The organism is Acinetobacter sp. UBA2581 (assembly GCF_002339435.1).
Lineage (GTDB): Bacteria > Pseudomonadota > Gammaproteobacteria > Pseudomonadales > Moraxellaceae > Acinetobacter > Acinetobacter variabilis.
The window spans coordinates 50,266-62,060 of the sequence record NZ_DDLD01000052.1 but is presented as its reverse complement, the minus strand read 5'-3'; the positions used below and the strand labels follow the sequence as shown (position 1 = coordinate 62,060).

Genomic DNA, 11,795 nt, shown 5'->3' with positions numbered 1-11,795 from the left:
TCTATTTCAGGACAAGACAATTTAATCTTAGCGTGGCGTTGCATCTTTAATAGCCGTATTTAATGCAGTAGCTGCTGTCACATTATAGCCATCACATGCCGAAGCAAGATGGTCATACAGGTAATCTGTCCATTTAAGCATTAGAGGAGTTGCACCCTCTTCCCTTAAATTGTCCAAGGCAGCTTTTCTTGCCTGAGCAATATAATCGGCATGATCAATATGCTCTCCATGTTCCGAGAAAGTACTGGAATAAATTTCATCCTGATATTCGATTGCCCCAAAGTATTTGTAATATTGCTGCGCATCGTCTTTATATTCGGCTTTTTTAAATTTCAGATTAGCCATCGTACCATCTAAAATGGTTTTCGCCATCTCTTGAACAGACTCGCCTGTCTGCCATTCAGCCAGTGTACGATAGCCAGTTTTGATATCCGGATCAAATTCAATAAAGTCTTCCTCAGGATGTTCTGCCAGAATACGGAAACATTTAGATCCGTTCGGGAAAGTACGTGCCTTCTGCAAACCGACAAAATTGGTAGCAAACTGATTGTAATATTTACGTTCAGCATCCGTGGTATCAGTATCAAAGAAAACTCTGGTCTCGGTATCGTCATACATCTTCACGACAGCAATATTGGTACGTTCAGTTAATGCTTTACCTGACAGGTCGTACCATTCCAGGTGTCGATGATTGCTGATGTTATTTTCCGGAATAGTGACGGGACGACTGGTAAATTGTTCAGAAGTATTTTCCAGTACTTTTTCCAGTTTATAGCCTAATGCTGTACGGGCACGATCTGCAGGGAATACACCTTTCTCTGTAACATAAATTGGGAAAGTCATGTCTTCATCAAGATCATATTCAGTATCAACAGCCCGGTTATCATCTGCATATAAGATGCCGTCAGTAATTTTATTTTTATGACTGGCCAATAGAAGCTTTTCCGACTCTATATCTGAAGCATCAATATTCGGCAGGTTGAACTGATAGGTATAGAATTCAGAAATCGTATCTGATGTTCCATCACCATTATCCGGAGTTCCAGGATTGCTCGGATTACCAGGATTGGTTGGGGTTGGTTGACCTGCGACTGGCTCGTTATTATCAGAATCAGAGCCACCACATGCAGTCAGCATAAGGCTCAAGACAGCACAAGAGAGTAATCTTAATTTCATTATTATCTACCTTATTATTTTTTCATCGTTTTATTTTTCATTGTTATTTTAAAGTTGACCCAAATCATGAGGTCTAAGTCATTTTAATAAATATAAAATTAAGATCAAATTAAAAATTGATTAATTTGTAACCACAATCTCATCAACAATTAACGTTGAATTTAATTTTTTCGGTGGGGGACGAAATCAAAAATTTAAATTCACTGATCAAAATTCTGCTTCGCATTCACAAAATATTCGTCTGCCCTACTCATCAAAAATTAACCAGTTTGGTATACTTCCGCTTTCTTCTGTATCTCGATTATACCCTTCTGGTATAAGTAGTTTCTCCCATGCCAAACGTCCAACTTCTTGCTGTGTTGTACATGGTTCTTTCCATGACTTCATACCAGATCAGTGCATCCTTCGCCAAGCAACTTTTCCTGGTGCTTGACCCGATCACTGTCACTATTTTAAGACTCTGTTTTGCCGCTATTATTGTCTGTGTCATGTTCCGTTCCTGGAAAGTTATTCGACGTTTACAATTCCTGAAATGGCGGGATCTGCTCTGCTATAGTGCTTCTCTAGGCGTGATGAATATTCTGTTCTATATGTCGCTCGGGAAACTTCCTCAAGGCATTGCAGTCGGATTGGAATTTATTGGCCCGCTAGGACTGGCCTTAATTTCGATTCAGGACCGTAAGGACTATGTCTGGGTGCTATTGGCAATTTTAGGTATCGTGTTGATGGTGCCTTGGGGGGAAGCCAATAGCAGTAACTTTGACCTGTTTGGTGCAGCCTGCGCCCTAGGGGCTGGCCTCTGCTGGGCGCTGTATATCTATTTTGGGCAACGCGTAGTACAGCAAAATATCGGGATGCATGCACTGACGATTGCCATCAGTATTTCAGCCCTGTGTTTGTTGCCAATCGGACTGTATAACAATGCCCCTGCTTTGATTGATACTCAATATTGGGGCAAGGCCATTACTATTGCAGTACTGGCAACCGCCATTCCTTATGCGCTGGATTTAAAAGCGCTCCAGCACTTGAATAAAACCAGTTATGGCACGCTTTCCAGTCTGTCTCCAGCTCTGGCAGCTCTGGTGGGTTTTATCTTGCTGGGTGAAAAAATTACGCTACTTCAAACCGTAGCACTGGCTTGTATTATGCTGGCTTCAGTTGGCGTGACCATGCGTGAAGCGCGGCAGAAATATAAAACCCGGAAAATAGAAAGCTGAATAAATAAAAAAAGATGGCACTTTGGCCATCTTTTTTTGTCATGAAAATTTGAATTTAAATAAATTTAAATATTAGCTTTTAACCAGCATGTCTTTTTTCATTTCTTTATAACGCTGATATTCAGTTTTGTACTGATCCGCTAAAGCCTGTTTTTGTTCATCTCCCAGAATTTTTCCGGCCTGCTGGAAGAAAGCATGCTCTTCTTCTTTCAAATGATGATGTACCTTATCTGACAGTTTCTTGGCAATTGCAATCCAGCTTGGGCTACTAAATTCAGTTTCAGTCAGTTCCTCAATCATTTCATCCATTTCATGATGTTCTGCCAAGGCGTGACGGGTAATGTTCAGGCCGGGATCTGTCATCATCAAGGGAATATAAAAGTAACGGTCTTCTGCGGTTTCATGCGCAAACAGTTCATTCTTCAGCTGCTTGAACAACTCACGACGTTCTGGCGAATCCCCCGAAGTTTGCAGTAATTTTTCTGCCAGATCACGCTGGATTTCATGACTTTCCCTTAATGCTTCAAAAATGGTGGTCATGTAATTTTTCTCCTGTTTTTTGTCATGCCTTTGCTCCAGCATAGAGTGAAACCGGCAAATGGTCAGGAATATTTATAAGGCGAATTTGTATAAAAAACTTTAATATTGAGAATAGTTTACATCTATTTTTAGGCTAAAAACATTTGATAAGCCATACGGCAAATCAGCAAACTGACCAGGATCAGAAACAGAATCCGGATAAAACCGCTGCCATATTTAAAGGCCAGTTTAACTCCTAATAGCGAACCGCAAATATTGGCAGCCGCCATCATGGCACCGACTAGAAACAGCACATGACCTGTAGGAATAAAGAAACTCAGTGCCGCCAAGTTGGTAGTGAAATTGGCAATTTTCGATAAAGCTGAGGCATGCAAGAAATCCACGCTCAGATAACGGATAAAGAAAAAGATAAAGAAACTGCCCGTGCCTGGGCCAAAAATTCCGTCATAGAAACCGATAGCCAGGCTACCTAATGCTGCCAGTATCAGCATCTTTTTATTCAGCTTTTGCTCGACATGTACCCGTCCGAATTGCTTTTTCATGAAGGTATAAATCGCAATCACGATCAGCATGATCAGCACAAAAGGCTTGAGAATATCCACCGGAATCAAGGTGACACTGGCTGCTCCAATAAATGAGCTAATAAAGCTGCACAGCGCAATTACACCAAGTAAAACCCAGGGCAGCTTGACCTGTCTAAGATAGGAAAAGGCTGCTGAGCCTGTACCGAAAATAGAGGCGAGCTTGTTAGTGCCAAATACTGTGGCAGGTTGCAGCTGCGGCAGACTGCTCATAATCGCCGGGATCTGGATCAGACCGCCACCACCGACAGCAGCGTCAATCGCTCCGGCCATAAAGGCAAAAAGCACCAGACTGAGGATAATCTCGATGTCCATTGTTATTCAACGCGCCTAGAGATTAAGAACACGTTTAGGTACCAGACGTTTTTTATCCGTGATTTCAGCCAGGCCTAAGCATTTCTCACCATCAAAGACCAACACCTGTGGCTCTGCCGGATGATCGATATTACTTTCCATACCTCGGCTAAAATATTCTGCACGGCCTTCCGGTGCCTGAATCTGCGGGAAATGTTGTACCGGTGCATAAGCTGGCAGTAATAGTGCTTCACGTTCTGCCTCAGTCAAGCTTTCCAGATATTCAATGGTATAGCTTGGAATAAGGTCAAAATGACCAGTTTGAATCCGGTGCAGATAAGTCAGATGACCATAAGTACCAAGTGCTTTCGCAATATCTTCGCCGAGTACCCGGATATAAGTGCCTTTGGAACAGGTCACATCCAGCATAATGCTATTTTCACTAAAAGATAAAAGCTCAATTGCATAAATGGTAATTGGACGTGCTTCACGTTCAATTTCAATGCCCTTACGCGCCAGCTCGTACAGCGGACGACCTTCTTTTTTCAGAGCCGAATACATCGGTGGCACTTGCTGGATCTCACCGACAAACTTGGCAATTGTCTCCTGAATCAACTCTTCATTCAGTTCAGGGACTGGTTTTTCCAGCAGAATCTCTCCTTCGACATCACCTGTGGTGGTGCTATGTCCTAGAAAAACTGTGGTCTGGTAACGCTTGGTTGAATCCAGCAGATAATGCGAAAATTTGGTCGCCTCACCCAGACAGATCGGTAAAAGACCGGAGGCCAAGGGATCTAGTGCACCAGTATGTCCAGCTTTTTGCGCACGATATAACCAGCGTACTTTTTGCAATGCAGCATTCGAGCTGATGCCTAGAGGCTTATTTAATAGAAATACACCGCTGATATGACGACGCTGAATTTTAGGAGATGAAGCTTTCATGGCAAAAAGTCAGACATTTTATAAATTGGCGCAATGGTAAAACCCCTGCCAATTATTTACAACTTTTCTACAGCATATAAGGTGCAATATCTCCTATCCTGCCGAATGCAAAATCTAAAATAATCCGATAATTAAAATAAAGGTGCATAGGATATGCAGAAATATAAACTATGGATCGTGATTGCGCTCATCGTATTGTGCTTGATTACCCTGATTCTATGGCTTGCGCCCAGGGATGAAGCACAGGCACGTGTCTCAGGCCCGCAATCCACCAATGAAAGCAGTGCTCAGCAGGCAGCAGCACTGGCCAATGGCCCCGTAAATAATATATTCCCGAGTCCAAGCCAGCAGGATACGGAAATTAATTGCCAGATGCAGATGGATGCCAGCAATCGCCTGATTGTCAATGAACCGACCCGTAACTGTTTTGAATATTTTATTACCCAATATGGGGAAAAAACCCTCGAACAAATCCAGCGAGATTTTAAAGCCTATATTCAACAAAATTATCAGGATCCTGCACTCTCACAAGTTCTGGATCTTTGGGATCGTTATATCCAGTATCGTCAAGGTTTGGGAGAACTGACTCCACCTGCAGGTCTGGATCAAGAAGATCCAGCTTACTACCGCAGTATCTATGCCAGCACCCAGAACCTGCGTAAACGCTTTTTCTCTGATTATGAAATTGAAGGACTGTTTGGCACTGAAGATACCTATCATGAATATACCTTAGACCGGATGGCAGTCATGGCGGATAAAAAGCTGAGCGAAGCAGAAAAAGCCCAGAAGCTAAAAGAACTGTTTGCGCAGTTACCGCAGGACTGGCAAGAAAATCTGGAGCAACTGAATAAACTGGAAGATCTGCGTAAACTCACCGCTGATATTAAAGCCCGGGGTGGTTCTGCGGAAGAAATCCGTCAGATGCGCCTGAATCTGGTCGGTCCTGAAGCAACCCAACGTCTGGAAAAACTTGATGATGAACGTGCGAATTGGAAATCCAGTGTGACGCGTTACTTGGGCGAGCGCGATAACATCCTAAAAAGTGGCCTGAGTGAAAATGCCAAACAGCAGGCAGTTGATCAGTTGCGTCAGAAACATTTCCAGCGCCCTGAAGAACGGCTCCGTGTAGGTACATTTGAACAGGTACATGATCAGGGTGGAACCTTACCCTTTGCCAATTAATTTTCAGCTAAAATTGCTCATTGACGCCGTAGCTAAACAGTACTGCTATGGCGTCGAATATCTTCTCTTATTCCCTTTCTTTTTGTCTCATCTCTTATATAAAAACAGTAACAACGAACCTCTATTTTGAGAGTTTAACAGAGCCATTTCCCTCTGAAAGCCTTGATTTTCTTGGGCTGATTACTTTTTTTAACATTGTTATTTGTTTCTAACTATTTCAGCCTAAACATTCATCAATCTTAGATTTCAAGGAGTTAACAATAAAATACATACGTATATAAATTGCAAATTTATGTGCTCACAAGTGCTCACCGGGCGTGGCCCAAAATGACATGGAATTGGCTCATCAGCATGAAAAAATGCTTCTGCTTCAAAATAATAATTTTTGCACGTGATTGAAGATTTGGTCTGCATGATCGAGGTATTCAACTTCAATATTTATCGTGCATCAATACTCCCGAGCAATGATTGCTTTTTATAACAATAAAATGAACAAAGGAACGGTTATGCGTACTTTTATTAAAACAACACAAATGCTGGCACTTTCCTTGGCAGCAGGCCTCGGTTTTGGCTTTTCAACACAAACCCAGGCGGCAGCAAGTGCAGTTCAGGTCACCGAAAAAGCCAAATCAGACTATGCCAAAACCAAGTATCCCATTCTGATGGTGCATGGCTGGTTAGGCTGGTAACGCATAGGTACCGATACCATTGGGCTGGATTACTGGTATCAGATTCTGCCGGATATGGCTCGTAATGGCTCTACCGTTTTTGCCGCCCAATTGTCGCCTGCCAATACCACGACCCACCGTGGTGAACAGCTCATTCATCAGGTTGATGAAGTGCTGGCAATTACAGGGAAGGAAAAAATCAATCTCATCGGTCACTCACATGGTGGCCCGACTGTACTCTATGTGGCAGCGACTCGACCACAGCAGATTGCATCCATTACAGGGGTCGCAGGCACCTATCATGGCTCTAAAATGGCCGATGATATTCAGAACAATACCCTCACCCGCACTGCTTTCAATATTCTCGGTGATTATATTATTGGGCCACTGATCGCACTGGGACAGTTCAAACCTGAACTGGAAATTGATTTCGATGCATCCATGAAATCCCTGACCCAAACTGGCTCCAGCTCTTTTAATGCCAGCGTGGCCAAACAGATGGTGCAAGATGGTGTCTTAGCCTCCATAGAAAACTGTAATAAGAACCTGAAATCAAAAGACCGTAACGGTATCTATTATTATTCTTGGACCGGTGTGGCTCAAGCGACCAATGCACTGGATATCGATACCATCCTGATGCAGCTTGGCCCTTTATCTTACGGCAATAAAGACAACGATGGCATGGTTGCCCGTTGTAGTGCATTCATTGGTAAGGTGATTAATGACCAGTACAAGCTGAACCATACCGATCTGGCCAATATGATGTTTGGTCTTAAAGGCCTGTTTGCTCCGGATCCGGTGGCGATGTACCGTCAACATGCCAATCGTTTAAAACTTCAGAATCTATAATTTTCATCGCCCTTCTATCTGCGGATATAAGGGCTTTTTCGTTATTTTCACTTAAAAAAATAGGGAGATAAAACACTCAAAACGCTTAATGGGTCAGCTTTTCAGCTGGCTATTCCCCACATTATGGCGAGGATCGCCTTAACACAACAACAAGAATGAGGAAATAATGATGAAATATGGAGTATTAACGGCGAGCCTGCTCATGGCAGCGACCTGCTTCACGGCTCATGCCTCCACTCAGGCCAGTCAGGTGACGGCAAAAGCCAGTTCACAATATGCCAAAACCAAATATCCGATTGTATTTTCACATGGTATGGCGGGTTTCATCCAGGTTGGCACTGACCAGTTTGGACTGGATTACTGGTATCAGATTTTACCTGATCTGGCCCGTAATGGTGCGAATGTCTGGGCGACACGGGTCTCCCCTTTTAACTCATCTGAAATTCGCGGTGAACAACTTTTGGAGCAGGTTAAGGAAATTGCCGCAATTACCGGAGCAGATAAAGTTAACTTGATCGGACACTCACATGGTGGACCAACGATTCGTTATGTGGCTGGTTCAGAACCTAAACTGGTGGCTTCATTAACCACAGTAGGTGCACCACACAAAGGTTCGCCGGTTGGAGACCTGATTTTAAAAGCTGAAGGGACTGCTATTGAAGCGCCACTGGTCGGTACGATAAATCTGGTTTCTAAAGCCATTACCTGGGCCCAAGGTCTGGATCCAAACTCTTATCCGCATGATTCACTTGCGGGTGGCGGCAGTTTAACGGCATTAGGTTCTGCGAAATTTAACCAGAGATATCCAATTGGTATACCCACCACCGCCTGTGGTGAAGGTGAATATAAATGGAAATATGGTAATAAAGAGATCTATAACTATTCCTTTACTGGCGTAGGAACAGTCACCAATCTTCTGGATCTTGACTCTGCACTCAAAGCCACGAGCCTCTTAATTGATGAGGGTAAAGAAAATGACGGTTTAGTAGCGCGTTGTAGTGCCAAGTTTGGCAAGACGATTCGGGATAACTACAACTGGAACCATCTGGATGAAGTGAACCAAGTCCTCGGATTAAAGAGTATATTCGCACCAGACCCTGTAGATGTTTATCGTCAGCATGCTAATCGTTTAAAACTACAAGGTTTATAAAATATAAACATAAAAAATGCGCCCAAAGGCGCATTTTTTTGCTTAAAAGCAAGGCTAAAATTAACCTTGTTTACGAGCTGGCAATTTTTCACGAATACGTGCAGCTTTACCAGACAATTCGCGTAGGTAGTAAAGTTTAGCACGACGAACGTCACCACGACGTTTCACTTCGATTTTAGCAACGATTGGAGAGTGAGTTTGGAATACACGCTCAACGCCAACACCGCTAGAAATTTTACGTACTGTGAACGCAGAGTTCAGACCACGGTTTTTCTTAGCAATGACAACGCCTTCGAACGCTTGTAGACGTTCACGGTCGCCTTCTTTTACTTTTACTTGGACAACTACTGTGTCACCTGGTGCAAAAGCTGGGATGTCTTGTTTAAGCTGAGCATTTTCAACAGCTTGTACTAAAGGATGCTTACCGCTCATGGGGTATCTCCAATATGTGCGAGTCAGAAGAGGTCTGATTATCGCTGGGTATAGAGGCTGAATCGCATAGACCCGATTGACTTTCCCTTTATGCTTGACCGCTTCAATGCATAAAGAGCCTATTTTAAGTATTTAAACAACATTGCTTAAATACAGATTTGGACAACAGGTTTAGTTGTTGCCACTTTTTAAATCTTTTAGCCATTTCTTTTGCTGCTTGGTCAGTTCAACTTTTTCCACCAACTCAGGTCGGCGTTCCAAAGTGCGCTGATATCGCTGCAAAAACCGCCATTTCTCAATATTGGCATGATGTCCCGATTTCAAAATATCTGGCACATCCATCCCTTCAAAATGGTCTGGCTTGGTATATTGTGGGCAGTCTAGAAGGCCATCCACAAATGAGTCTTGCACGTGTGATTGTTCATCTGACATTGCACCCGGAAGTCTCCGGATAATACTGTCCAATAACACCATCGCAGGGAGCTCGCCACCCGATAATACGTAATCTCCAATCGACCATTCCTGATCAACATATTTCTGGATCAAACGTTCATCGACACCTTCGTAACGACCACAAAGTACAATCAATCCGTCATAGTTTACGAAGTCCTGTACCGCAGGTTCATTTAAGGTTTTTCCTTGTGGTGACATATACACCACAGGAACGTTAACTGCACCCGCTTGCGCTGCAAGCTCTTTGGCACGATGAATGGCTTTCGCTAATGGCTCAGCCATCATCACCATACCGGGACCACCACCAAATGGACGTTCATCCACCCGTTTATAGTTCCCTTCAGCAAATTCTCGTGGATTAATACAATGAATTTGCATCAAATCACGTTTTGCTGCGCGCCCGCTAATACCGTAGGCTGTAATCGCTTCAAACATTTCAGGAAAAAGCGTAATGACTGCAAAGAACACCGCAGACTCCTCATTTTCCTGCTGTGTTAACCCTTTTTAAGGATTAATAATCTACGCCCCAATTTACGTAGATACGACCAGCTTCGAGATCAACCCGCTGTACCACATCTTTATGCCATGGAATCATTCGCTCTTCGCCATCGACGCTGTCAGCAGTAGCGCGAACTACCATTACGTCATTGGCACCTGTTTCAAACATTTCATGGATTTGACCGAGATTCACTTCCTGTTCTTCTTCATCCAGACCTAATACAGTTAGACCTTTCAAATCAGACCAGTAATACTCATCCACGCCTGGTTGAGGCAGTTGCGATTTAGAAATCCAGACATTAGCACCCACCAGGCCGTCTGCTGCGGTACGATCACTCACACCTTTTAGCGAAACAACCAAGCCCTTGCCATGTGGTTTCCAACGTTTTACATCGACAATTTGCCAACCTGCTTTGGTCTCAATGTACCAAGGAAGGTAGTCAAATATGTTGCTCATAGGTTCTGTATTGGAATAGACCCAGAGCCACCCATTTAATCCATATGCTGAACGTAACTGTCCAATCTGAATACGATCTTCGGGAACATTCTGTGTTGGTGTCATGGGCTACCTGCTACCTTAAAATTAAGCAGCAGCTGCAGCTTTCTTAGCTTGAGCAGCTAAAGAAGCAACACGTTCAGAAGGTTGAGCACCTTGAGAAACCCAGTGAGCAAAACGGTCAGCATCTAAACGAAGTTTTTCTGCTTTACCTTGAGCTGTAGGGTTGAAGAAACCGATACGTTCGATGAAACGACCGTCACGTGCATTACGGCTATCAGTCACAATGATTTGATAGAACGGACGTTTTTTAGCACCACCGCGTGCAAGACGAATAACAACCATGATAGAACCTTATAGTTTTTACGGATTATCCATGTACCGACCACCGGAACACTTCAAACCCCTTTCATAGAGGGCAATATTTTACGCGAAGTTTGCCCTGAATGAAAGATTAAAAATTGGTTGGCTACAATTTTGGGTTTATTTACCGTCCCATGGCTCACATGCACCGGAAGTTTTCTCCCAGCACTGTTTGCCTGTGCTATCTAACGTTATTGCACCAGTACCTTGTAATTTTCCAGTAGGCACCGGAGTTGCTGTGAGTTTCCATGTCTGATCATTATTGGCAAGCACTAAACCTAGAGCATAATTATTCTTTACGTCATCGGGTACATTCGTTGTAATAAATGCTGCTGTCGATGAATCTTTATAACTTCCGTGTGCAACTTTGTATGCTGATAACTGTTGCGCAATATCTAACATCACACTTTGAGCTTCAACGCGTTTGGTTCTTTCTTGGTAACCCGTATAGCTTGGATAAGCAATTGCAGCCAAAATACCAATTATGATCACAACAATCATTAATTCAATGAGCGTAAAACCTTGTTTATATGATTTCATTTGACTCCTCATTGGCAATTAACTGGTACTGTACAAGAAGTATCAGACCATTCACATGTTGCCCCCTGACTATTCGATGCATAATTTTTATATAAACTTGAATCATCTAAGGCCTGATTAACACAAGACTTTATTGACCATTTTCTTAACTCTGAAGTGACAGTAGTTGTATAAACATGTTTTGTTCCTGCATTTGCTGTCACACTTTTTCCATTCATACCTTCATAACTAAAGTTACGTGACTTCTCTTTCTCAAGCTCAAGACTCAGATCAGCAATTTGTTGTAATGCAAGCTTTTCATTACCTTTACGCACATAAGCTTGATAGCTGGGCAGCGCTATAGCTGCCACAATTGCCAAGATGACAACAACGATCATGAGCTCTATTAAAGTGAATCCTTTAATACTTTTCATC

Annotated in this window: 13 protein-coding genes and 1 pseudogene; 4 read left to right on the top strand and 10 right to left on the bottom strand. The window is 43.0% G+C overall.

Annotated elements, in window-relative coordinates:
• Nucleotides 1–27: 27 nt before the first annotated feature.
• A complete protein-coding gene (locus B3Q46_RS06485) occupies nucleotides 28–1,176 on the bottom strand; it encodes a hypothetical protein (RefSeq protein ID WP_286714003.1) in 1,149 nt (382 codons plus the stop codon).
• Nucleotides 1,177–1,508: 332 nt separating this feature from the next.
• On the opposite strand from B3Q46_RS06485, the gene B3Q46_RS06480 reads away from it, so the two are divergent.
• Nucleotides 1,509–2,393, top strand: coding sequence for an EamA family transporter (locus B3Q46_RS06480; protein WP_286714002.1), 885 nt, complete (start codon nucleotides 1,509–1,511; stop codon nucleotides 2,391–2,393).
• Nucleotides 2,394–2,465: 72 nt separating this feature from the next.
• On the opposite strand, the gene B3Q46_RS06475 is transcribed toward B3Q46_RS06480, so the two are convergent.
• From B3Q46_RS06475 to truB, 3 genes are all read right to left on the bottom strand, one after another.
• Nucleotides 2,466–2,933 carry a hemerythrin domain-containing protein gene (locus tag B3Q46_RS06475; RefSeq protein WP_179992156.1) on the bottom strand — a complete coding sequence of 156 codons (468 nt, stop codon included), beginning with the start codon at nucleotides 2,931–2,933 and terminating at the stop codon, nucleotides 2,466–2,468.
• Between the two features lie 128 nt (nucleotides 2,934–3,061).
• Nucleotides 3,062–3,829, bottom strand: a complete 768-nt coding sequence (locus B3Q46_RS06470; protein ID WP_004787054.1) for a sulfite exporter TauE/SafE family protein — start codon at nucleotides 3,827–3,829, stop codon at nucleotides 3,062–3,064.
• A 15-nt stretch (nucleotides 3,830–3,844) separates the two neighbouring features.
• Nucleotides 3,845–4,750, bottom strand: a complete 906-nt coding sequence (gene truB, locus B3Q46_RS06465; RefSeq protein ID WP_180053739.1) for a tRNA pseudouridine(55) synthase TruB — start codon at nucleotides 4,748–4,750, stop codon at nucleotides 3,845–3,847.
• Nucleotides 4,751–4,903: 153 nt separating this feature from the next.
• Between truB and B3Q46_RS06460 the strand changes: the two genes are divergently transcribed.
• The 3 genes and pseudogenes from B3Q46_RS06460 to B3Q46_RS06450 all read left to right on the top strand — a co-directional run bounded on the left by B3Q46_RS06460 (nucleotide 4,904) and on the right by B3Q46_RS06450 (nucleotide 8,599).
• Nucleotides 4,904–5,932 (top strand): lipase secretion chaperone, encoded by a 1,029-nt coding sequence (locus B3Q46_RS06460; protein ID WP_286714001.1) that lies wholly within the window; start codon nucleotides 4,904–4,906, stop codon nucleotides 5,930–5,932.
• Between the two features lie 506 nt (nucleotides 5,933–6,438).
• Nucleotides 6,439–7,449: pseudogene (locus tag B3Q46_RS06455) on the top strand (lipase family alpha/beta hydrolase).
• A 169-nt stretch (nucleotides 7,450–7,618) separates the two neighbouring features.
• On the top strand, nucleotides 7,619–8,599 hold the full coding sequence (locus tag B3Q46_RS06450; RefSeq protein ID WP_286714000.1) for a lipase family alpha/beta hydrolase: 981 nt from the start codon (nucleotides 7,619–7,621) through the stop codon (nucleotides 8,597–8,599).
• Nucleotides 8,600–8,659: 60 nt separating this feature from the next.
• On the opposite strand, the gene rplS is transcribed toward B3Q46_RS06450, so the two are convergent.
• The 6 genes from rplS to B3Q46_RS06420 all read right to left on the bottom strand — a co-directional run bounded on the left by rplS (nucleotide 8,660) and on the right by B3Q46_RS06420 (nucleotide 11,794).
• Nucleotides 8,660–9,031, bottom strand: a complete 372-nt coding sequence (rplS, locus tag B3Q46_RS06445; RefSeq protein ID WP_004787066.1) for a 50S ribosomal protein L19 — start codon at nucleotides 9,029–9,031, stop codon at nucleotides 8,660–8,662.
• 171 nt (nucleotides 9,032–9,202) lie between these two features.
• Nucleotides 9,203–9,952, bottom strand: a complete 750-nt coding sequence (trmD, locus tag B3Q46_RS06440; RefSeq protein WP_034704491.1) for a tRNA (guanosine(37)-N1)-methyltransferase TrmD — start codon at nucleotides 9,950–9,952, stop codon at nucleotides 9,203–9,205.
• A 43-nt stretch (nucleotides 9,953–9,995) separates the two neighbouring features.
• Nucleotides 9,996–10,544, bottom strand: a complete 549-nt coding sequence (gene rimM, locus B3Q46_RS06435) for a ribosome maturation factor RimM (protein WP_004787070.1) — start codon at nucleotides 10,542–10,544, stop codon at nucleotides 9,996–9,998.
• A gap of 21 nt (nucleotides 10,545–10,565) precedes the next feature.
• Complete coding sequence (gene rpsP, locus B3Q46_RS06430; RefSeq protein ID WP_004826436.1) at nucleotides 10,566–10,823, bottom strand: 30S ribosomal protein S16; 258 nt, start codon at nucleotides 10,821–10,823, stop codon at nucleotides 10,566–10,568.
• A gap of 138 nt (nucleotides 10,824–10,961) precedes the next feature.
• Complete coding sequence (locus B3Q46_RS06425) at nucleotides 10,962–11,381, bottom strand: type IV pilin protein (RefSeq protein ID WP_286713999.1); 420 nt, start codon at nucleotides 11,379–11,381, stop codon at nucleotides 10,962–10,964.
• Nucleotides 11,382–11,389: 8 nt separating this feature from the next.
• Nucleotides 11,390–11,794: a type IV pilin protein gene (locus B3Q46_RS06420; RefSeq protein ID WP_286713998.1), complete on the bottom strand. Its 405-nt coding sequence runs from the start codon at nucleotides 11,792–11,794 to the stop codon at nucleotides 11,390–11,392.
• Between the last annotated feature and the right edge of the window lies 1 nt (nucleotide 11,795).